The organism is Xanthomonas sp. F4 (assembly GCF_011761895.1).
Map to the genome: position 1 here is coordinate 15,253 of NZ_JAASQX010000007.1, position 22,638 is coordinate 37,890.

Here is a 22,638-nt window from a genome sequence, read left to right on the forward strand (position 1 = left end):
ATGGGGAGTCGGGATTGGGGAATGGGAAGAGCCGCTCTCCTGGCTGCTCTTGGTCCTTCGCCCGATTGAGTGGGGTGATTCCGTTGGGCGCAACCGGCATTGCCCGCCTGCGCTAAACGTCGAGAAGCCTGGGAACAAGGCTTGGGCTACCGGAAGACCAATAGGGACGGAAAAGCCGCTTTACCATTCCCCAATCCCGATTCCCCAATCCCAGCTTCTCAGTCCTTCGTCACCCGATTGATCTCGGCCAGGCTGGTGACGCCGTTGCGGGCCTTGAGCAGGGCCGACTGGCGCAGGTCCTTGACCCCGATCTTCTGCGCGGCGCTGGCGATGTCCATGGCGTTGCCGCCCTGCAGCACGATCGCGGCGATCTCGTCGTTCATCGGCATCACCTGATAGATGCCGGTGCGGCCCTTGTAGCCCTCGGTGCACTCGTCGCAGCCGACCGCTTCGTACAGCTGGACGCCGGCGGCGATCTCCGCCTCGGTGAAGCCCTCGGCCAATAGCGCCTTTTCCGGCAACTGGACCGGGCGCTTGCAGTTGTTGCACAGGCGCCGCGCCAGGCGCTGGGCAATGACCAGGGTCACCGAACTGGTGATGTTGTAGGGCGCGATGCCCATGTTCATCAGGCGCGCGATGGTCTGCGGCGCGTCGTTGGTGTGCAGGGTGGACAGCACCATGTGACCGGTCTGCGCGGCCTTGATCGCGATCTCGGCGGTCTCCAGGTCACGGATTTCGCCGACCATGATGATGTCCGGATCCTGGCGCAGGAACGAGCGCAGCGCCGCGGCAAAGGTCATGCCGCGCTTGTTGTTCTGCTGCACCTGGTTGACCCCGGGCAGTCGGATTTCGACCGGATCCTCGGCGGTGGAGATGTTGCGGGTGTCGTCGTTGAGGATGCCCAGCGCGGTGTACAGCGACACCGTCTTGCCCGAGCCGGTAGGGCCGGTGACCAGGACCATGCCGTACGGTTTGTGGATCGCATCCAGGAACAGCTTCTGCTGCTCCGGCTCGTAACCGAGCTTGTCGATGCCCAGCTTGGCCGCGCTGCCGTCGAGGATACGCAGCACGATCTTCTCGCCGAACAGCGTCGGCAGCGTGCTGACGCGGAAGTCGATCTGCTTGTTCTTGGACAGGTTGAGCTTGATGCGGCCGTCCTGCGGGACCCGCTTCTCGGCGATGTCCAGCTGCGCCATCACCTTCAGGCGCGCGGCGATGCGCTGGTTGAGCTTGACCGGCGCCTTGGCCACGCTCTTGAGCAGACCGTCGATGCGCAGGCGCACCCGGTAGTCGTCCTCGTAGGGCTCGAAGTGGATGTCGGACGCACCACGGCGGATCGCATCGACCAGCACCTTGTTCACGAACTTGACGACCGGGGTGTCCTCGCCCTTGGCGTCGATGCCGGTATCGCCACCGCTGCCCACGTCCTCGTCGCCGCCGCCGACATCGAGGTTGTCCATGCCCTCGTCGTCGCCCAAGGCGCTGCCGAGCGAGTCGTTGCTGGCCTGCCACTGCTCCAGGGTCCGGCGGATCTGGTCCTCGTCGACCAGGATCGGCTCCACCGTCAGGTTGGTGTGGAACTTGATATCGTCCAGCGCCCGGGTCTGGGTCGGGTTGCTGATGCCGACGAACAGGCGGCTGCCGCGCTTGAACAACGGCAGCACCTGATACTTCTGCAGCAGTTCCTCGCTGACCAGCTTCATCGCATTCTGGCTGGCGTCGAAGACCGAGACATCCATCAACGGCATGCCGAACTCCACCGCATTGGCGGCGGCCAGCTGCGCGGCGGTGACCAGCTTCTTCTCGGAGAACCACTGCGGCAGCGGGACCTTGGCCTCGGCCGCCTGGGCCATGGCGGTCCGCGCCGCGGCTTCCTCCAGCGCACCGTCCTGCACGAGGCGGCGGGCGATGCCGGTGATGCCGACCAAGTTAGCGGAAACCAATGTATTCATCTCACCCACCACCCAGCAATACGTATGCGTGACGTATCATCCACATTCGCCCGGCTTGTGCCGGGCATGGAAGGCGGATGCATCACAACTCCAGCCACCCGAGGCCGCTCGCCGCAACGAAATCGTCCGTCCGTTCACCGCCTTACTACCGATCACTCGACAACTGAGAGTGGACGTGCCATCAAGAGTAAGCGAAACGCTGATTTGTGCACAACGCACACTAGATTTGGGTAGGCCAACAAAGCTCGCGTCGACAATAGAAGGATCCGCAGCATCCGCAAATGCAACTTCTATCATTGGGCGGCCTGGCTCAATTTCCGCGAGGGCTGCAGTCAACTGTGATTTCGCGACAAAATCTTCGTATCTAGGGAGCGCGATCGCTGCCAGTACCGCAATCACCGCAAGGACAATCATCACCTCGATGAGGCTAAAGCCTTCTTTACGCATACGCCCCCCTTCGCAGCGTGCGGTCTAACAAAAAAGCCCCGCAATTGCGGGGCTTTTTCCCACTAATCCGCCAATTAGTTCTGGCAGGTGGACGGAGCGTACTTAGGCTTGTCAGCAGCAGCAAGCGTGGTGGAGCAGGTCCAGCTACCATCAGCAGCACGCGTCCAAGAGATGCTCGCGGTTCCAAGCTTGGGGCTGGAGTTGAGGATCGCACAAGTGATGGCACCAGTCTCGCTCGGGTTGGGCGTGGTAATGGTGCAGCGGTTGGAGGTCTTCAGACCGATGAGATCCGGCGTGATGCTGGCAGCCTTACCTTCGTTGACCATCACTTCGTACTGCGTCTTACCCGGGGTGATTTCCGCAAGGGCAGCTGCCATCTGCGACTTGGCGACGTAATTTTGATAGGCCGGCAGCGCGATGGCGGCCAGGATGGCAATGATCGCAACCACGATCATCAGTTCGATCAGGGTAAAGCCCTGCTGCTTCTTCATTGTGAACCCCTAGAGTGTGTGTACGGATAAAGGTGGTAGGCACTCGCCCGCGGACCTGCTCCCCGAGCGCCGCGGCGAAGCGCCACGTGCGTATACCCAAGCAGACTGCGTGCCAACTTCGCACGCTCCGGCACAGGGCAGCGCCGCTTGCATGATGCACCAATGGCGCCAAGGGAAGACCGCCAAATCGAGGATTTGCGATGGATTGGGCCGTACGTCGCCAGACGTCAAAAAGTGACGCTGTGCGTCAGCCAATCCCGTATCCGCCTCGACCACAAAGGATGTCAGTCGCAACAGAAACCGATAACATGCAGGCGTGTCCGCCCGGGGATGGCCGGACGGGGAGACTATCCGATGTCCGCAACTCGCAGCGCAGTCAAGAAAGAGCCAGTCGCGCGCAACACCAGTCAGCAAGTGCCATTCGTCTGGGAAGGCACCGACAAGCGCGGCGTCAAGATGAAGGGCGAGCAGATCGCCAAGAATGCAAATCTATTGCGTGCCGAGTTGCGCCGCCAGGGCATTACCCCCTCGGTGGTCAAGCCCAAGCCCAAGCCACTGTTTGGCGCCGCCGGCAAGAAGATCAGCCCCAAGGATATCGCGTTCTTTAGCCGCCAGATGGCAACGATGATGAAATCCGGTGTCCCAATCGTGGGCTCACTCGAAATCATCGCCAGCGGGCACAAAAACCCTCGCATGAAGAAGATGGTGGACCAAATCCGCACTGACATTGAGGGCGGCTCCTCACTCTACGAGGCGATCAGCAAGCACCCCGTTCAGTTCGACGAATTGTACCGCAACCTGGTCAGAGCCGGCGAAGGTGCAGGCGTGCTTGAGACCGTCCTGGAAACTGTCGCGACCTACAAAGAAAACATCGAGGCCTTGAAAGGTAAGATCAGAAAGGCGTTGTTCTATCCGGCCATGGTCATGGCGGTCGCCCTGATCGTCAGTTCCATCTTGCTGGTCTGGGTGGTGCCGCAATTCGAAGATGTCTTCAAAGGCTTCGGCGCAGAACTGCCAGCCTTTACCCAGATGATCGTAGAAGCATCGCGCTTCATGGTGGCGTATTGGTGGCTGATGCTGCTTGTCGCGGTCGGAAGCATCGTCGGCTTCATCTTTGCCTACAAGCGATCGCCATCCATGCAGCATGCGATGGATCGGCTAATCCTGAAGGTGCCGATCATCGGCCAGATCATGCATAACAGCTCGGTGGCGCGCTTCTCACGCACCCTGGCAGTGACCTTCCGCGCCGGCGTACCGCTGGTGGAAGCGCTGGACATCGTCGCCGGCGCCACCGGCAACAGCGTCTACGAAAAGGCAGTACTGCGCATGCGCGACGACGTGGCGGTTGGCTACCCGGTCAATTTGGCGATGAAACAGGCGAACCTGTTCCCCCACATGGTGATCCAGATGACGGCGATCGGCGAAGAGGCCGGTGCACTGGACGCGATGCTTTTCAAGGTCGCCGAGTACTTCGAACTGGAAGTCAACAATGCGGTCGATGCCTTGAGCAGCCTGATCGAGCCGTTGATCATGGTGTTCATCGGCACCATCGTCGGTGGCATGGTCATCGGCATGTACCTGCCGATCTTCAAGCTGGCCTCCGTCGTTGGATAAGCATTAATGGCATTTCTCGATCAACACCCCGGCCTCGGCTTCCCGGCCGCGGCCGGCCTCGGCTTGCTGGTGGGCAGCTTCCTCAATGTGGTCATCCTGCGCATGCCCAAGCGCATGGAATGGCAGTGGAAGCGCGATTCGCGCGAGATCCTTGAGCTGCCGGACATCTACGATCCGCCGCCGCCCGGCATCGTGGTGGAGCCGTCGCACTGCCCGCACTGCAAGCACAAGCTGGCCTGGTTCGAGAACATCCCGCTGTTCAGCTGGCTGGCGCTGCGCGGCAAGTGCCGCTACTGCCATGCGCCGATTTCGCCACAGTATCCGCTGGTGGAATTGCTCACCAGCCTGCTGGTGGTCGCCAGTGTGTGGCGCTTCGGCTTCGGCTGGCAGGGCTTCGGCGCGATCGTGTTCAGCTGTTTCCTGGTGGCGCTGTCCGGCATCGACCTGCGCACCCGCCTGCTGCCGGACCAGTTGACCCTGCCGCTGATGTGGCTCGGCCTGATCGGCAGCATGGACAACCTGTACATGCCGGCCAAACCCGCCCTGCTTGGCGCGGCGGTCGGCTATTTCTCGCTGTGGTCGGTGTGGTGGCTGTTCAAGCAGATCACCGGCAAGGAAGGCATGGGCCATGGCGATTTCAAGCTGCTGGCCGCGATCGGCGCCTGGTGCGGTTTGAAGGGCATCCTGCCGACCATCCTGATCTCCTCCCTGGTCGGTGCGATCCTGGGTTCGCTGTGGCTGGCGGCCAAGGGCCGCGACCGCGCCACGCCGATCCCGTTCGGGCCCTATCTGGCCATCGCCGGCTGGATCACCTTCTTCTGGGGCACGGAGATCGTGGAGACCTACATGCGCTGGTCTGGACTGCGCTAACGGAGTCCCCGGCTTGACTGATTTCGTCGTCGGCCTGACCGGAGGTGTGGCCTCCGGCAAGAGCGAACTGAGCCGCCGCTTCGAGGCCAAGGGCATCGTCGTCGCCGATGCCGACCTCGCCGCACGCGCGGTCGTTGCGCCCGGCCATCCGGCCCTGGCGCAGATCGTGGCACGCTTCGGACCGCAGATGCTGCAGGACGATGGGCAGCTCGACCGCGCCGCCTTGCGCCAGCGCATCTTCGAGGACGCGACGGCTCGCCGCGACCTCGAAGCGATCACCCACCCCGCCATCCGCCAGTTGCTGCAGGAACGCTGCCGTGAGGCCGCAGGACCCTATGCGATCGCGGCCATTCCGCTGTTGACCGAGGTCGGCGCACGCGCCGCCTATCCCTGGCTCGACCGGATCCTGGTGATCGACGCCCCCGAGGCGCTGCAACACGCACGCCTGATGCAGCGCGACGGCATCACCGCCGACCTGGCGCAGCGCATGCTGGCGGCGCAGGCCACCCGCGCCGCGCGCCTGGCCATTGCCGACGATGTGGTGGTCAACGACGGCGCCGCAGCAGAGCTCCAGGAAGCCGTGGAAACGCTGGATCGGCAGTACCGCGCGCTGGCGGCGGCCAAGCGTCTCCTTTAGGAGCGCGCTCAAGCGCGATCCGTTGCGAAGACGTCGTGGCTGACGCCGCTCCCACAAAAGCCGGGGCATGAGATCAGGGATGTTTAGCGAATGCAGTGCGGTTGCGACTGCACTGCGGGAGGGACTTCAGTCCCGACGGGACGGGCTTGCCCGGAAAGCTTGGTCGCGGCTGAAGCCGATCCTACAAGGAAGCTTAGACGCACCGTCCCGCCAGCACCTCAAGCCGGCTTGAACCATAGCGTCGCCACCACGCCCTTGGTGGCGCCCGGACGCACGTTGACCTGCCAACCATAGAGATCGCATAGCCGGCTGACGATCGACAGGCCGATGCCGCCGCCCTGCGAATGGCCTGCATGCGTGCCGCGATAGCCGCGCTGGAACAGCTTGGCCGCGTCCTCTTCGCTCAGGCCGGGACCGGAATCGATCACCTGCACCGCGTCGCTCAGCACCCGCACCACCACCTGCCCTTCCTGGGTGTACTTGACCGCATTGCCGATCAGGTTGCCCAGCGCCACCGACAGCGCCGCTTCCGGCGCATCGATGGTGAGGTTGCGCTCGCCTTCCAGCAACAACTGCAGCGGCTTGCCGCCCAACTGCGCGCGGTGCGATTCGATCAACTGCTCGGCGACCTTGGCGACGTTGCTGTGGCCCTGCCCGCGCTCGTTGCGCGACAGCAGCAGCAGCGAGCCGATCAGGTCGCTGCACTGCTGTTCGGCGCGCTGGATGCGCTGCAGGCGCTGCAGCACCTTCTCGTCGAGATTGGGCCGGGTCAGCAGCAGTTCGGTGGCGCCACGGATCACCGCCAGCGGCGTGCGCAGTTCATGGCTGACGTCCGCATTGAACTCGCGGTCGCGCTGCACCACTTCGGTCAGGCGCGCCGAGTAGTCGTCCAACGCCTCGGCCAACTGGCCGACCTCGTCGTCGGGAAAGTGCGGCGCCAGCGGCTTGGGATCGCTACTGCCGCGATACGCGCGCAAGCGCGCCGCTAGGTCCGACACCGGCCGCATCACCCGCGACGCCGACCACCAGCCGATCACCAGGGACAACGCGCTGAACACCAGCACCGACAGGATCAACGTGCGATTGAGCTGCACCTCACCCTGCATGGTCTGGGTCATGTCGTAGGCGAGGAAGAACCAGACGTTCGGGGTCTTGCGCACCGCCACCTTGTAGGAGAACGGCTTGCCGGTTTCGTCGCGACCGGACACGTTGTGGATGCCGTCGGAAAAGTTGTACCACTCCGGCTGCTCGCGCCGAAGCGCCTCGAAACGGTCGCTCTTGACCACCCGGCCGACCATCTGCTGCACCGGCAGATCCGGATTCTTCGACGGGTCGGAGAAAAACCGGTGCGAGTACTCGTCGATGTTGCGGTTCAGCACCACCTCGACCAGCTGGTTCTCCACGCGCGCGCGCGCCCAGTTGGTGGCGAACGCGAACAGCGCGGTCAGGCCGAAGCCCAACAGCACGAACGAGAGAATGATGCGGCTGCGGAGGCGGCGGCGGTAACGCCCGCGCCGCCGCACGACCCGCGGCAACACCGGTGCTTCAGGCATCGGGTGCAGCGATGCGGTAGCCGATGCCGTGACGGGTCTGGATCATCGGCACGTCGAACGGCTTGTCCACCACCGCGCGCAGGCCATGGATATGCACGCGCAGGGAGTCGGAATCGGGCAGTTCCTCGCCCCACACACGGGTTTCCAGCTCCTGCCGGGTCACCACCGCCGGCGCGGCTTCCATCAGCGCCTGCAGGATCTTCAGCGCGGTGGGATTGAGCTGCAGCAGCTTGCCCTGGCGACGGACCTCCAGCGTATCCAGGTTGTATTCCAGGTCGCCGGTCTCCAGCACCCGGGTGTGCACGCCCTTGCCGCGGCGCGACAGCGCGTTGAGCCGCACTTCCACTTCCTGCAGCGCGAACGGCTTGATCAGATAGTCGTCGGCGCCGGAATCGAAGCCGGCAAGCTTGTTGTCCAGCGAATCGCGCGCGGTGAGCATCAGCACCGGGGTCTGCTTGCGCGCCTCGTTGCGCAGCTTGCGACAGACCTCGATGCCGTCCATGCCCGGCAGGTTGAGATCGAGCACGATCGCGTCGAATTCATGCACCACCGCCAAGTGCAGGCCGGTGACGCCATCGGCGGCGAAATCGACGGTATGGCCGCGGTCCTCGAGGTAATCGCCCAGATTGGCGGCGATGTCGCTGTTGTCTTCGATCACTAGAATTCGCACCAACATGTACCCCGTCAGTCGTACTACTTGCCAGTGGAGGGCGCCACGTCAGTGCCGGCCTCCTCGTTGTCCACGACGGCAACCGCCATGGTCCTGCAATGCATCCTGGTGAATGTTCAGCGACGCCTCGCTTGCGACCCACCCCACCTGGCAGGTCGCTGCATCAGACAGCGCCTCACCCTGATTAGTTCTTGCCGCAGCACGGCGGTCGCGACCTGCACCGATCGCGAATGTCACGACCTGCGTCGAATGCTTGCGCCAAACCGTGATCGTCCGCTTTCGGGGACGTTCGTACCGCTCCGAGTGCTGCGAGATTGTACTGAGTTGCCGCGCGAACACTTTCTTCACGTTCATGGGCGCCTCACCTTGGCACATCGCCTCGCATTCCCGGCATCACAACAGCATTGCACTACGTCGCGAATGTAGCTTTCGCCGAAACATTGCCGCAAGCACGCGCACGCATCAGCCCCATTCCAGCATCCCCAACAAAAAGACCCAGGCAGCGGGGCTGCCTGGGCCGAAAGGTTTTCTATCCCGATTACCGTTCCTGCTGAGGAGGGCAGAGCTGCGGTCCGATGAAGCTTACGCAGGGCCGAATTAAACCAGCGTTAAGCCAGAACGCGCGGCCGAAAAATCGGCTAAACCACTGATTTCTTTCGCTTCAGGCAGACCTCAAGGTGCTCGATGACCTTGCCGGCGATATCCAGCCCACAGACCGTCTCGATGCCTTCCAGACCCGGCGTGGAGTTGACCTCCAGCACCAGCGGCCCGCGCCGCGAGCGGATCAGGTCGACGCCGGCCACACCCAGGCCCAGCGCCTTGGCCGAGCGCACCGCCACCTCCTGCTCGCCGCGGCTGGCCACGGTCCGCTCGGCGGTGCCGCCGAGATGCAGGTTGGAGCGGAAGTCGCCCTCCGGCGCGGTACGGCGCATCGCCGCCACCACCTGGTTGCCGACCACGAAGCAGCGCAGGTCGGCGCCCTCGGCCTCGCCGATGAACTCCTGCACCAGGAAATTGGCATACAGCCCGCGCAGCGCCTCGACCACGCCACGCGAGGCGCTGGCCTTCTCGGTCAGGATCACCCCGGTGCCCTGGGTGCCTTCGTTCAACTTCACCACGTGCGGCGGCGGGCCGAGCATGGACAGCAGATCGCCGGTGTCGTCCGGGTTGTCGCCGAACACGGTCATCGGCATGTCGATGCCCTTGGCCGCCAGCAGTTGGTGCGCGCGCAGCTTGTCGCGGGCGCGCAGGATCGCATCGGACGGGTTTGGCGTGCACACGCCCATCATCTCCAACTGCCGCAACACCGCGGTGCCGTAGCGGGTCACCGAATTGCCGATCCGCGGGATCACCGCGTCGTAGCCGGTGATCGGCTTGCCCTTGTAATGCATGGTGAAAGCGCCGGCGGCGATGCGCATATAGCAGCGCAGCGGGTCCAGTACCCGCACCGTGTGCCCGCGTTCGCGGCCGGCCTCGACCAGGCGACGGGTCGAGTACAGCTTGGTGTTGCGGGACAGGATGGCGAGCTTCATCGAAGGCAGCGGCGGTGGCAGGCCCGGCATCATACGTCGCGCCGCTGGCGCTGCGATGCCGCGCGTCGCCGCAGGTGCCGACTGCGCCGCAAGGCCAGGATGCGCGGTGATCACCGTCACCCGCGGTCCGCGCGCTGTCCCACAGCCGACACCGGACCGCCCCGAAACGTTCACAAAACCGTTGCATCGTGGCGGGCGGGCCGCGTACCGGCCCGGTGCCGGCTGCCCGCGCCCAGCGCGGCAGGTCCGGAGCCTCTCTCCCTCATGATTGGTGACTTTCGATGACCCCCACTTCCAGATCCTTGCGCCCGCACGCGCTGGTGCTCGCCGTCGCGTCCGCCCTGCCGGCCTTCGCCGCGCTGGCCGAGACCGCGCCGGCCGCCGCCACCGCAACCGCCGATGCGGCGGCCAGCGCGAGCGGCAACGATGCCACGATGCTCGACGCGATCACCGTCGTGTCCAGCGGCACCACCCGCCAGGTGCAGCGCATCACCCGTGAGGACATCGGAATCGCCGCCCCCGGCACCAGCGCGCTGAAGGTGCTGGACAAGCTGCCCGGCGTGCAGTTCCAGTCGGCCGATCCGTTCGGCGCCTACGAATGGTCCACTGCGATCAGCCTGCACGGCTTCGACCAGAGCCGGCTCGGCTTCACCCTGGACGGTGTGCCGCTGGGCAACATGAGCTACGGCGTCACCGACGGCCTGCAGGTGACCCGCGCGATCATTTCCGAGAACGTGGCCTCGGTGGAACTGGCGCAGGGCGCCGGCGGCCTGGGCACGCCGTCGAGCAGCAACCTCGGCGGCACCGTGCGTTACTACTCCGCCGATCCGGATGCCGACGCCGGCATCCGCTTCAGCCAGACCCTCGGCTCCGACAGCACCCGCCGCACCTACCTGCGCGGCGACACCGGCGACATCCACGGCTTCTCGCTGTACACCTCGCTGGTGCACGGCGAAATGGACAAGTGGAAGGGCTACGGCAACAACGAGTACAACCAGGCCAATGCCAAGGCGCTGTACCAGTGGGGCGACGGCAACCGGGTCAGCCTGTACCTGGACAGTTCGCACCGCAAGGAATACGACATCATGGACCTGTCGTTGACCTCGCAGCGGGTCCTCGGCTGGGATTGGGACTACCTGATGCCGGACTGGAACAGCGCGGTGCAGATCGCCAACGCGCTCAACGGCAAGGGCAGCTACCCGGCCAGCCTCAACGGCCTGCCCGCCGACTACGGCAAGGCCGACGTGTCCTACTACTCCGGCGCCGGCCTGCGCCGCGACAACCTGGCCGCGCTCAGCGGCGTGTTCAACCTCGGCGGCAGCGCCACGCTGAACCTGACCGGCTACTACCACGACAACAACGGCGAAGGCCAGTGGACCACGCCGTACGCCGCGTCTTCGGCCAGCGTGCCGCTGTCGATGCGCACCACCGACTACCGCCTCAACCGCCACGGCGTCACCGGCTCGCTGAACTTCACCGTGGCCGGCAACGAGATCGAGATCGGCGGCTGGTACCAGAACGCCAAGACCGTGCAGGAACGCAACTACTTCCTGCTCGATGGCCCGTTCACCGATCTGTACTACTTCAACAAGAACGGCACCCTGTTCGCGCGCGGCTTCGCCCAGCACTACGACACCGACACCACCATGGTCTACGCGCAGGACACGCTGCGCCTGCTCGACGAGCGCCTGACCCTGAACTTCGGCGCCAAGAAGCTGATCGTCGACACCACCGCGCAGTCGCAGGTGCCGTCCGCGTCCAATGCCGCCGGCGAGATCAAGGCCGATTCGGACCTGCTGCCGCAGGTCGGCGTGAACTACAAGATCGACGATCACCAGGAGGTCTACGCCTCCTACAACAAGAACATGGCCGGCTTCGGCTTCACCCCGTTCCAGGAATCGCAGGCCTCGTTCAACGCGATCAAGGGCTCGCTGGAGCCGGAGACCGCGCAGACCTACGAATTGGGCTATCGCGTGCGCGGCGGCGGCGTGGAAGCGTCGCTGGCGCTGTACCACACCACCTTCGACGACCGTCTGCTGGTGACCTCGCCGTGCAGCGCGATCCAGACCTGCCCGGCCTCGCTCAACAACGTCGGTTCGGTACGCAGCCAGGGTGCCGACCTGGCGGTGATCTGGCGCCCGATCGAACAGCTGCGCTGGCTGAACTCGCTGTCCTACGACGATTCGACCTACCAGGACGACTACACCGATTCCAGCTACAAGAACAATCCCCAAAATCCCGGCGTGGTGCCGACCTCCGGCAAGCGCGTGGTCGGCATCCCCGAGTGGATGTTCTCCAGCAGCCTGGCCTACGAGAACGCCGGCTGGCACGCCTCGCTGGATGGCAAGTACACCGGCCGCCGCTACATCAGCTACCTCAACGACTCGTCGGTGCCCAGCTACTGGCGCTTCGACCTCAGCGCCGGCTACGACTTCGGCCAGGTCGGCATGTTCCAGAACCTGGGGCTGAGCGCGAACGTCACCAACCTGTTCGACAAGCGTTACTTCGCCACCGTCGGTACCAACGGCTACGTGGTCTCCGACCCCAACGGCTACAACCAGACGCTAATGGCCGGTGCGCCGCGCCAGTTCTTCGTCACCTTCAGCGGCAAGTTCTGAGCCGACGCGACACCGCCAGGGAAGGCACCTACGCCGCCGCTGCGCTTGCAGCGGCGGCGTTCGCGTTCTGGGGCAGGCAAACGTGTGGAGTGCTGTAGATGACCCGGCAGTACGAGCGGCGTTTCCGGATTGCATGCGGTCGGAGCGGTCGCGGCTGAAGCCGCTTCTACGACAGCCGCATGGCCTGTAGGAGCGGCTTCAGCCGCGACCGTGTACAGCCAGAAATCGTGTACCGCTGGTAAGACGCGGCCGCTACGCGTCGACCGTGCGGCCGATCGCCGGATCGCTCATGCTCGGGCGGCCGGTTTCGATGTGGCCGGCCAGGCGCCGCCGCCATTGCGGCAGGGTCGCACTGTCGATGGTCAGGTCGTACCAATGGTGCTGCGCCTGCAACGGCAGACGCACGACGGTGCGGTCGCCGGCGGCGAGGGTGAGCGTCTGCTCGCCGCCATCGCCGCGGTACCCGTCGCGGACGCGCAGGGCGCAGGGCTGCGTGCCGGCATTGCCCAGCGTCAGCAGCAGGCATTGCGCGGCGGCATCGTAGTCGGCCTCGGCCAGCAGTCCGGCATCGCCGATCCCGTCGCCATGGAACTCGCGCAGGAAACCGTTGGGCCCGTGCACGCGCAGCGCATAGCCGGCATCGGCGGCATCGCCGCGCCACGCGCGCGCATCCTGCAGTTCGCTGCCGGCGGCCAGTGTGTAGAACCAGGGTCCGGCCACGCCATCGTCGGCATAGGCATTGAGCGCCACGCCGGCGGCGCCGCGGTTGCGCATGCGCAACACCCGCGCATCTCCCTGCACCTGCAGCCGCACGTCGAAGTCGTAGGGCAGCGCGCGCGCCGGACGCTGGCCGGGTTCCTGCACCGGCAGCGCCTGCTGTGCAGGGCGCTGTGGCGGCGGCAGGGTCGCGGTGGCATCGATGCGGGCGATGTAGTCGCGGGTATCCGGCAGCGCCACCGGCACCGGATCGTGGCCGACGAAATCCAGCGTGGAGGTCAGATCGCCGGCGACGGCGCGGCGCCAGGGATTGATGTTCGGCTCCATCACCCCGAAACGGCATTCGAGGAAACGCAGCACCGAGGTGTGGTCGAACACCTGCGAGTTCACCCAGCCGCCGCGGCTCCACGGCGACACCACCAACATCGGCACCCGCGGCCCCAGCCCGACCGGCACGCCATGATAGTCCTCGCCATGCAGGTCCACGTTGCTGGCGCCCAGCTCCGGACGGATCGCCGGCAGCGCCGGCGGCACGTGGTCGAAGAAGCCGTCGTTCTCGTCGTAGTTGATCAGGAACACGGTCTTCGACCAGACCTCCGGCGAGGCCGCCAGCACCTCCAGCAGACGCGCGCTCAAGGATTCGCCGTAGGCAGGTGTCGCTTCGGGATGCTCGCTGAGCAGGTACGGCGCGACGATCCACGACACCTGCGGCAGCGTGCCGGCACGCACGTCGCGCGCGAACGCCGCCACCAGATGTTCGCCGCGCGAGGCCTTGGCGTTCTCGGCGGTGGAGCCGGGCACGATGGCACGGCCACGACGATACAGCGGCGATGCGCGGTCCAGCTTGCGGAAGTTGGCGAAGTACGGATGGCTGTTGTCGCCGTAGTTGTCGAACTCCTGATACACCTGCCAGCTGATGCCGGCCTGCTGCAGGCGCTCGGAGTAGGTGCTCCAGGTGTAGCCGGGGAAGCGCGGATTGTCGCGCGCCATGTCCGCGGTCCAGTTGCCGTCGTCGCGGTTGTTCACCGCCTGCTCGCCGTCATTGCCGACGCTCAGCCCGCTGGTGCCGGTGAACATGTACATGCGGTTCGGATTGGTCGGGCCGAACAGCGAGGCGTGGTAGCCGTCGCAAATGGTGAAGGCATCGGCCAGCGCGTAATAGAACGGTAGGTCCTCGCGCTGGAAGTGGCCCATGCTCATCGCGCTCTTCTGCGCGATCCAGGCGTCGTGGTGCTTCCAGGTCTCGTGCGAGCCCTTCCAGTCGTGATTGAGATCCTTCATCCACTGCGCGCTGCTGGTCTGGCTGTTGAGCCGGAACGGCAGCACATAGCGATCGCTGCCCTTGCGCTCGGGCTGGTACCAGACCGGCTTGCCGCTGGGCAGCCGCAGCGGCCGCGGATCACCATAGCCGCGCACCCCGCGCAGGCAGCCGAAGTAGTGATCGAAGGAGCGGTTCTCCTGCATCAGGATCACCACATGCTGCACGTCCTGCAGTGTGCCGGTGACCCGCGCCGGCGGCACCGCCAGCGCGCTGCGGATGACGCCCGGCAACAGCGGCATGGCCGCGCCGGCTCCCAGGGCCAGGGACGCGCGGGCGAGAAAACGACGACGACTGTGTTCGACCACGGCAAGCAGGACCGGCAACGAGCAGATGCTCAGGCGTCAGCCAGCCTAGCGGCGGCGGATGAAGCGGGTTTGACAGCCGCGTCGATCCGGCCTGCGCTTGCCCCCTAGCTCCACGGATCCGGGGACGCCGCAAGCCGTTCCCCTGCACCGTCCCCAGGCGACATCGCCGCACTGCGAATGTCATCGTTCGATGCAAGAATGCCGTCGGCCTGCGCGCAGCCGCGGCAGACCGGGGGAGCGAACGCGGATGCAGGTGCTGGGTCCGATCTATCTGGGTGCGCATTTCGGCAAATGCCTCATGTGGCATGCCAGCGTCGTGCTGTTCACGTTTTTCCTGACCGAAACCTGCCACCTGCCGCCAGCCACTGCCGGCGCGTTGCTGGCTTCCACGCTCGCCCTGAACGGAGTGTTGGACCTGCTGCTGGGCCGCTGGCAGCGCACACGCATCGCGTCGGCAACGGATGCCGCGCGTTTCCAGGCGATCGGCGCCGCGATCGCCGCCCTGTTCTTCTTGCTGTTCTGCGCGTCCTCGCTGGTAGCCGAGTGGGCACGGCCGGCCTGGGCATTGGCGACCCTGATCGGCTTTCGCTGCGTCTATCCGCTGGTGGACGTCGCCCAGAACGCCTTGATCGTGCTGGGGTCGGCGACGCTGCACGAGCGCCAGCACGTCACCGTGCGACGGACGTTCTTCTCTGCGTTGGCGCACCTGGCGGTATGCCTGTGCGTTGCACCGCTGCTGCTGCGCTTGTCGGCGCGCAGCGGCATCGAATTCGCCGGCGCCGGCGCGGCGATCGCGCTGATCACGGTGAGCTGCGCAGTGCCGCTGGCATGGTGCAGGAACACGATTGGCGAACCGCCAGCCGGCATGCATGCGGGTTGGCGCGCCGCACCGCCATTGCGGCTTTCGTCGATCATCTTACTGACCGTGCTCGTCGGCTTCCTGGTGTCCGGCTTTCGCAAGCTGGAGCCGTATGTCTCCGCCTATGCGCACGCGCCGGGGAAAGAATCGAACCTGTCGCTGGCGGTCGCGCTGGGCGTGCTGTTGGTGCAGCCGCTGTGGCGGTGCATGTTGGGCCAATGCAGCCACCGCGGCATCTTCCTGGTCTCGAGCGCGGCGCTGCTCGGCGCCGGCACGCTGCTGCATCAGGTCGGCGAGCGCGGGGCCTACGCCACCTACGCCGCCGGGCTCCTGTCGGGGATCGGCTTCAGCGGCATCGGCACGGCCTTGTGGCTGTGCGTGGCGGCCACGGCCAGCCAACGCACCGCCACCCGCGACTACGGCATGCTCACGTGCGCGTCGAAGATCGCCCAGGCGGCAGGTACCTTCGCCATCGCCCTGATGCTGCAGCAGTCCGATTACCGCACCGCGCTCGCCGTTGCAGGCTCGCCTGCGTCGCTGCTGGTGCAGGCGATCCCACTGGCGGTCGGACTATTGAGCGCGGTGGCGGCGCTGATGCCCCGGCTAAGCGGACAAAAGATCGCCGAACAGCAACGCTGCCGCGCCGACCGGCGCGGTCGTCTCCGGCGGCAGTTGGGCAACGCATAGGCGCGGCGCGGGCAGCGGGCGCAGGCGGCGTGGCGCGACGGTCTGCTCGTGCCAGTGCACCGCGGCGATGACGCGCTCGGCCAATGCCGCCGGCAGCAGCCCCCCGAGCACGATCGCATCCACATCCAGCGTGTAGCGCAACGCCGAGAACAGGAACTGGAAACTGCGGGTATGCGCCTGCAGCCACGCGTCCACACCCTGCCACTGCGGATCGAACGCCTCCAGCATGTCCTTCAGCGATGCGAAGGCATGGCCATCATGCAGGTTCACCGCGTGCAGCAGTCCTGCCAGATGCGGCACCGGCAGGTCGGCCGCGTTGAGCGTGCCTGCCAGTTCGCCGGCATTGCCGAAGCGGCCACGCATGAGCCGGCCGTCGATGACGATGCCGCCGCCGAAACCCATCGCGAAATTGAGGTAGCAGAAGCTGGCGTGCGTCGCCCCGGTGCCGAGCAGGTATTCGCCCATGGCCGCGGCGTTGGCGACATTCTCGATCTTGACCGGCACGCCGAAGCGTTGCGCGATCTCCGGACCGAAGTCGACCAGCGCCCAGTCCTCCAGCTCCGGGCTGGGGTTGACCGTGCCGTCATCGACGAAGTAACCAGCGATGGCCACGCCAACGCCGATCAGCCGCGGCGCCATTGCGGCGCGCCCGCCCAACGCCTCCACGGCGAGGGCGTGGCAGCGCGCCAAGACGTCTGCGCGTCTCAATCCCAGCGTGGCGACGTCGGCGCGCGCACGGATCCGGCCTGACAGATCCACCAGCACCGCCTCGGCGCGATCCGCCATCACCGACAGTCCCAGGCTGAACGCGGCATCGGGCTGCAGATGGATCATGGCGCTGGGCTGGCCACGGCCTTCGGCGATCGTCTCGCCGACCCGGATCAATCCCGCCTTCTCCAGCTCATCGGTGCTACGGAACACCGCCGTCCCCGAGAGTCCGGTATCGCGGATCAGCGCGGCGCGTGAGACCGCACCGTGTCGCCGGACCAGACCCAGCACCAGCCTCGCCCGGGGCGTGAGCGTCTTCTTGATCATCCTGCCGCGCCTCGCCATGCCTCGTTCCGGAGCGGCGGCATGCTCCGCTACCCGGCTGGTCTTGTCAAATTAATTTCATACTGATCGTAATATATTTAGCCACCATCCATCTTTGATCCCGGTCATGCCTCAACGCCACGCCGCGTTTCACCTTCGCCTCAGCCGCCTCGCCTCCGCCCTGCTCCCCGCGCTCGCCGCGGCGAGCCAGGGCCATGCCGCGCCGCTCCCACCTGTCGCCACCACGGCAGACGCCGCTACCGCTCAAGCGGGTACGCCCGCGACCGTCAATCTGGACCAGATTCAGGTCACCGGCTTTCGCGCTGCCGCCACCGCCGCGGTCGACGCCAAACGCGAGAGCCAGGTGGTGCTGGACGCCGTGAGCGACGACGACATCGGCAGCCTCCCCGACCTGAGCATCGTCGAATCGGCGCGGCGCATCGTCGGCCTGTCCACCGTCGCCGGCATGGACCCGACCCGCAACCGCGACCTGTACGAACGGGTGACCATTCGTGGCCTGGACCCGAAGTACAACCTCATCACCATCGACGGCGTGCCGATGGCCAGCAGCGAGATCGACGTGCGCGGCGCGCGCCTGGACCAGTTGCCCTCGCCGATGGTCTCGCGCATCGAGGCGATCAAAACCCTGACCCCGCAGTACGACCCGCACGGCCTCGGCGGCCAGGTGAACCTGGTCACCCGCAGCGCCTTCGACAAACCCGACGGCTTCGTCGTGGTCAATGCGGGGCTGGGCCACAGCTCCAGTGCCGGTGCCTTTGTGCAGGACGATCGTCCGCTGCAGAAGGCCAACGCCACCGCGTCGAAAGTGTTCGGCGAGCGCGGCCAGTGGGGCGTGGTGGTCTCGCTGGACTGGCAGAAGCTCTGGTCGACCTCGCACAGCCAGTTGCCGGGCGACAGCGCCGGTGCCGGCTGGGTGTACTACACCCCCTCGGGGACGGCGACGCCGTTCGCCAACCTGTCGCGCGACGGCGTGCTGTACCCGGTGCGCCCGCAGGGCTACTGGTTCGACGATGCGCGCAGCCGCAAGGGCATCAACGCCAAGCTGGAGTACCTGTTCGCCAATGGCGGGGAGATCTCGCTGTTCGGCGGCCATTACCAGGCCGTCGATGCGGAATTGCGCGCAGAGCAACTGGCCATCCCCAGCACCCCGCCGCGCTACGTGGATGCGCAGCACGGCAGCTACGGGGCCGCGCAGTTCCAGCAAGGCATCGTCTGGCAGCCGCAGACCCGCGACACCGACATCGTCACCCTCAAGGGCGCCTTCCGCCCCACCGACGACGTGAGTTGGGACGCCACCGCGTCGTGGTCGCGCGCCACCAGCGCACTGCAGCGGGACATGTACAAGTGGGCGTCGGACGTGCGCCCCGGTTCCACCACGACGCTGAACGCCACCGACTACCGGTTCGACTACGCCCTCGACGGCGGCAAGGTGCTGGCCACCTTCCCCGACCCGCGCCGCGCCACCGACCCGTCGTCCTACGATCTGCTGTACCTGCGCAACATCACCCGAGATTCGGCATCGACCGTCCGCTACGTCGCCGCCAACGTGGCGCTCAACGCCGACCCCGAAGACCAGGGCTTCGGCGCGCGCGCCGGCGCCTCGTACACCGACAGCAAGGTCGGCAACGACCAGTCCTACCAGGAATGGTTCGCCAGGAACGCCGCGGCGCAGACGGCGATCGGCGGCCTTCCCGGCTACACCTATCCCACCACCTGGCCCAGCGACTTCATCGGTGGCGTGCCGTTCTACGTCGTCGACCCGGCCAAGGGCACGGCGCTGATCGCCAACCACCCCGAGTGGCTGGCCCAATCCAATCGGGTCGCCGACAACTACACCAGCGACTTCGACGACAAGGAAGCGGTGACCGGCGTGTATGCCGAAGGCGTGTTCCGCTCGGAGCGCTTCTACGCCCTCGCCGGCGTGCGCTACGACGACACCAAGGTGGACGTCACCACCTGGCAGGTCCCCAACCCGGCGGCGCCTTCCGCGTATGCGCCGGCGCTGCGCAAGGGCGGCTATGCGTACCTGCTGCCTTCGGCGCTGGCCACCTGGAAGATCGACGACGACGCGCGCCTGACTGCCGCCGTCAGCAAGACCATCGGTCGTCCCGACTACGCCCAATACGCGGCCACCACCGCGTTCGCCGTCACCAGCAGCGGCGGCCTGGCGATCAGCCGCGGCAATCCCGCGCTCGAGCCGCGCCAGTCCGTCAACCTGGATCTGTCCTACGAGTGGTTCATGGACGATGGCGGACTGTTCTCGGCGGCGGTGTTCCAGAAGCGGATCCGCAACGAGATCTTCACCGCGGTGCGCAGCCCGGGCCCGACGGCCTACAACGGCGTGGTGTACGACGATGTCAGCGAGAGCACTCCGCTGAATTCCGGTCGCGGCAAGGTGCGCGGTCTCGAACTGAACTACGTCTCCGGCGAACTCGCCTTTCTGCCGGACGCGCTGCGCGGACTGGGCGTGAGCAGCAACCTGACCCTGCTCGACGGCAGCTTCGACATTCCCGCCAGTTCGGCAGCAGTCGCGGCCGGCGCTCCCGCCAGCCGACGCAGCAGCGGACTGGTGCAGCAACCGGACTACATCGCCAACGCCACCGTGTTCTACCGACGCGGCGGCTTCGAGGCGCGCGCCTCCTGGAACCGCATCGGCGAAGCCTTGCAACTGGTCAGCAGCGACACGCCGGAGCGCGATCTCTACGCCCAGCCGCGCAGCCAGCTCGACCTGCAGCTCAGCTACGCGATCAACCCGGCCTGGGACGTGATGCTGCAGGCGCAGAACATCACCCGCGCGCCCTTTGTCGTGCGCCAGGGACCGGGGCAGGCGCTGGTCAACAACTACTTCCCGGTCGGCTCGACGCTCTGGCTGAGCTTCAGCTGGCATCCCAATGGAGGCAGCAAGTGATGCGACCGATGCAGTTGCAGGGCCATCGCCGCGACAGTCGGCCGCAACACCTCTGGCGTCGCCCGCTCATCGCCGCAGTGTGCGCTGGACTGGCGCTGGGGTCCGCGCACGCAGCGAACGCGGACGATGTCGCCGTCGTACTGAAGCTGGTCAAGGCCGACGGGCATGCATCTGCAAAGATCGCCTTCGACGCAACGTCATGCCGTCCCTGCACGCCGATCCACATCGACGGCTACAACGCCGACAACGCCAAGGAAACGGTGGTCGCCCTCCGGGTTCCGCGCATGCGCACGCTGGAACTGACGTTCTCCGGCGACCCCGACGCGATCGAACGTGTGCGGGTGGAGGACGGCGACGTGCCGTTCCATTACGCGCAAGGCCGCTGGGTGGTGCAACTGGCACCTCTGGACCGCGACGCGATCACCGCGGCCGAATACTCGATGCACATCGTCGAGCCGGGCATGGTGCTGCGACTCGAACATGCCGACCCCGCACGCCGTGCCGGTGCCTACCGCAGCGGCGCCTTCCCTGTTCGCCAGCGCCGCGCCGCGGACACTCTGGAGTTCGCGCAACGTGAGGTGGTGCGGCGCCTGGGGTTGGGCGAGCAAGCCGTGCGAGAAGGCCTCGGCACGATCCAGATCATGGGCTTCGACACCAACGATCCGCACGGGCATCGGGACGACCCGCCGCATATCCACATGCACCTGCGCTGGCCACAGGACACCGGCACCCAGATCGGCCATCTCTACCTGGACGACCACGGCCTGCTGGTCAACAACCGCATGGGCATCAAGGGCATCGAACGCCCGCCGCGCGATTACGGCAAAGGCGAAACCGCCACCACCATCGCACCGGATGGACGGCCGCTGTATGCGCACACCATCACCGCCGAGGGCTGGTTGCAACTGGGTCGCCCGGGCCAGGCGCCGTGCCTGATCCAACCGCTCGGCGATGGTGGCTTCGACACCGGTGCGCGCATCGCCTGCCCGGGTCTGACCCCGATCCCGCTCACCGTGCGCGACGATCTGACCACCGGCACGGTCACCGTGCATACCGGCGACATCGAAGAGATCTACCGCTACGACACCGACACCGGCGCACTGACCTCGCCGCAGGACGTCCCGCTTCCGGCGCCGTCGGTGGACACCACGCGACGCGCAACGGCGCGCTGAGTCGGAGGTGCGCACAGGCGTGCGCGCGCCGGACGCCGCGCATGCCCTGAAACGGATCCGGACGCGAACGACGCCGTTCGACCAACGGACGGCGTTGCCATTGATGAAGGAGCGTCGAATTTCCTGGAAAAGGAACGGCTCTGCCGCATCGGGATCGCCACGTGCTGCACGTCCTGCAGGGCGTGGGGATCCGAGTGCCGGCGGCACCGCCATCGCACTGCGGATGACGCACGGCAAGACTGGCAGTGCCGTGCCGGCCGCCAGGGCCGACGATGCATGGGTGAGGAAGCGGCACGGCGGTATTGGACTGCGATGGAAAGATCGGCAACGAGCAAGCGCTCAGGCATCGGCCAACCCCAATTTGGTCGATGACGTGGGAGTTGCCGGAGATCTGCGGCAACCGCGCCGCGGAGTGTCGTGACATGCATGCAACCGGGCCACATGCATCGGCGAAACCACGCCATCTCACCGCTCAGCGTTGGTTAGACAAGACAATGAGAGAAAGGCGTCATGACCACCCTGATCCTCGCCCGCCATGGGCACGTCGACTGGATTGCGCCCGAGCGGTTCCGCGGGCGTGCGGAACTGTCGCTATCGAAGCTCGGCGAACTGCAGGCCGCGGCCTTGGCAACGCGTGTAGCACAAAGCTGGACACCGGACGCGATCTACACCAGCCCACTGTCGCGGTGCATCCGAACCGGCGATGCGATCGCGCAGGCAACCGGTGTGCCGGCCAAGATCCTGGACGACCTGTCCGACATCGACTACGGCCAATGGCAGGGGCTGACGCACGAAGAGGTGGCTGCGCGCTGGCCCGATCTCGCACGGGCCTGGTTTGCAATGCCGGATCTCGCCGTGATTCCAGGAGGCGAAACGCTGGCGGACGTGCTGGTTCGCGCAATGAAGGTGCTGCACACGATCCTGCATGATCACAGCGGCCAGACCGTCGTCCTGGTTGGCCACGACAGCATCAATCGGGTCATCCTCCTGCAATGCCTCGGGCTGCCGCTGGCCCGCTACTGGCGCATCAAGCAGGAGCCGTGCTGCGTGAATGAAATCGCGATCGAAGCAGACGACTTCACCCTACATCGCCTCAACGAGACCCATCACACGCTCGGGCTTCGTGTTTAGCGTTGTCGAGTGCAGCGCGCGCGACGCTGTTGAAAGAAGCAGGGGCAGAACTGCAGGCAATGCGCAAAGGCCGGTACAGTCGGCGACATCCGCCAAGCTCA

At 66.0% G+C, this 22,638-nt stretch carries 17 protein-coding genes; 8 read left to right on the forward strand and 9 right to left on the reverse strand.

Going from position 1 to position 22,638, the window contains the following annotated elements; genetic code table 11:
- Window positions 1-218: 218 nt before the first annotated feature.
- From pilB to FHR66_RS18085, 3 genes are all read right to left on the reverse strand, one after another.
- A complete protein-coding gene (gene pilB / locus FHR66_RS18075; RefSeq protein ID WP_160967704.1) occupies window positions 219-1,952 on the reverse strand; it encodes a type IV-A pilus assembly ATPase PilB in 1,734 nt (577 codons plus the stop codon).
- Between the two features lie 36 nt (window positions 1,953-1,988).
- A complete protein-coding gene (locus FHR66_RS18080; protein ID WP_160967702.1) occupies window positions 1,989-2,399 on the reverse strand; it encodes a pilin in 411 nt (136 codons plus the stop codon).
- A gap of 74 nt (window positions 2,400-2,473) precedes the next feature.
- Complete coding sequence (locus FHR66_RS18085; RefSeq protein ID WP_160967700.1) at window positions 2,474-2,890, reverse strand: pilin; 417 nt, start codon at window positions 2,888-2,890, stop codon at window positions 2,474-2,476.
- A 354-nt stretch (window positions 2,891-3,244) separates the two neighbouring features.
- Here FHR66_RS18085 and FHR66_RS18090 point away from each other — a divergent pair, with 354 nt between their 5' ends.
- From FHR66_RS18090 to coaE, 3 genes are read left to right on the forward strand one after another with little or no spacing between them, the layout of a single operon-like run.
- Complete coding sequence (locus FHR66_RS18090) at window positions 3,245-4,504, forward strand: type II secretion system F family protein (RefSeq protein WP_160967698.1); 1,260 nt, start codon at window positions 3,245-3,247, stop codon at window positions 4,502-4,504.
- A 6-nt stretch (window positions 4,505-4,510) separates the two neighbouring features.
- A complete protein-coding gene (locus tag FHR66_RS18095; protein ID WP_010342233.1) occupies window positions 4,511-5,374 on the forward strand; it encodes a prepilin peptidase in 864 nt (287 codons plus the stop codon).
- A gap of 13 nt (window positions 5,375-5,387) precedes the next feature.
- Window positions 5,388-6,011: a dephospho-CoA kinase gene (coaE, locus tag FHR66_RS18100; protein ID WP_160967696.1), complete on the forward strand. Its 624-nt coding sequence runs from the start codon at window positions 5,388-5,390 to the stop codon at window positions 6,009-6,011.
- Between the two features lie 218 nt (window positions 6,012-6,229).
- On the opposite strand, the gene FHR66_RS18105 is transcribed toward coaE, so the two are convergent.
- The 4 genes from FHR66_RS18105 to rimK form a co-directional block, all read right to left on the reverse strand.
- Window positions 6,230-7,564 (reverse strand): sensor histidine kinase, encoded by a 1,335-nt coding sequence (locus FHR66_RS18105; protein ID WP_160967694.1) that lies wholly within the window; start codon window positions 7,562-7,564, stop codon window positions 6,230-6,232.
- Window positions 7,557-8,234, reverse strand: a complete 678-nt coding sequence (locus FHR66_RS18110) for a response regulator transcription factor (RefSeq protein ID WP_010340533.1) — start codon at window positions 8,232-8,234, stop codon at window positions 7,557-7,559. Before FHR66_RS18110 ends, FHR66_RS18105 begins: the two co-directional genes overlap by 8 nt.
- Window positions 8,235-8,282: 48 nt before the next feature.
- Window positions 8,283-8,588, reverse strand: a complete 306-nt coding sequence (locus tag FHR66_RS18115; RefSeq protein WP_160967692.1) for a hypothetical protein — start codon at window positions 8,586-8,588, stop codon at window positions 8,283-8,285.
- Window positions 8,589-8,872: 284 nt separating this feature from the next.
- Window positions 8,873-9,766: a 30S ribosomal protein S6--L-glutamate ligase gene (gene rimK, locus FHR66_RS18120; protein WP_160967691.1), complete on the reverse strand. Its 894-nt coding sequence runs from the start codon at window positions 9,764-9,766 to the stop codon at window positions 8,873-8,875.
- Between the two features lie 281 nt (window positions 9,767-10,047).
- Here rimK and FHR66_RS18125 point away from each other — a divergent pair, with 281 nt between their 5' ends.
- Complete coding sequence (locus FHR66_RS18125) at window positions 10,048-12,384, forward strand: TonB-dependent receptor family protein (RefSeq protein WP_160967689.1); 2,337 nt, start codon at window positions 10,048-10,050, stop codon at window positions 12,382-12,384.
- 252 nt (window positions 12,385-12,636) lie between these two features.
- Here FHR66_RS18125 and FHR66_RS18130 read toward each other — a convergent pair whose 3' ends face one another.
- Window positions 12,637-14,727, reverse strand: coding sequence for a phosphocholine-specific phospholipase C (locus FHR66_RS18130; protein WP_160967724.1), 2,091 nt, complete (start codon window positions 14,725-14,727; stop codon window positions 12,637-12,639).
- 247 nt (window positions 14,728-14,974) lie between these two features.
- On the opposite strand from FHR66_RS18130, the gene FHR66_RS18135 reads away from it, so the two are divergent.
- Complete coding sequence (locus tag FHR66_RS18135) at window positions 14,975-16,273, forward strand: MFS transporter (protein WP_167088008.1); 1,299 nt, start codon at window positions 14,975-14,977, stop codon at window positions 16,271-16,273.
- Here FHR66_RS18135 and FHR66_RS18140 read toward each other — a convergent pair.
- Window positions 16,190-17,308 carry an ROK family transcriptional regulator gene (locus tag FHR66_RS18140; protein WP_160967685.1) on the reverse strand — a complete coding sequence of 373 codons (1,119 nt, stop codon included), beginning with the start codon at window positions 17,306-17,308 and terminating at the stop codon, window positions 16,190-16,192. The two genes, FHR66_RS18135 and FHR66_RS18140, sit on opposite strands and share 84 nt — an antisense overlap.
- A 124-nt stretch (window positions 17,309-17,432) precedes the next feature.
- Between FHR66_RS18140 and FHR66_RS18145 the strand changes: the two genes are divergently transcribed.
- The 3 genes from FHR66_RS18145 to FHR66_RS18155 all read left to right on the forward strand — a co-directional run bounded on the left by FHR66_RS18145 (window position 17,433) and on the right by FHR66_RS18155 (window position 22,537).
- Complete coding sequence (locus FHR66_RS18145; RefSeq protein WP_160967683.1) at window positions 17,433-20,234, forward strand: TonB-dependent receptor; 2,802 nt, start codon at window positions 17,433-17,435, stop codon at window positions 20,232-20,234.
- Window positions 20,231-21,406 carry a hypothetical protein gene (locus FHR66_RS18150; protein WP_160967681.1) on the forward strand — a complete coding sequence of 392 codons (1,176 nt, stop codon included), beginning with the start codon at window positions 20,231-20,233 and terminating at the stop codon, window positions 21,404-21,406. The genes FHR66_RS18145 and FHR66_RS18150 overlap by 4 nt, the downstream gene beginning before the upstream one ends.
- A gap of 510 nt (window positions 21,407-21,916) precedes the next feature.
- Window positions 21,917-22,537 carry a histidine phosphatase family protein gene (locus FHR66_RS18155; RefSeq protein ID WP_160967679.1) on the forward strand — a complete coding sequence of 207 codons (621 nt, stop codon included), beginning with the start codon at window positions 21,917-21,919 and terminating at the stop codon, window positions 22,535-22,537.
- The last annotated feature ends 101 nt before the right edge of the window (window positions 22,538-22,638 follow it).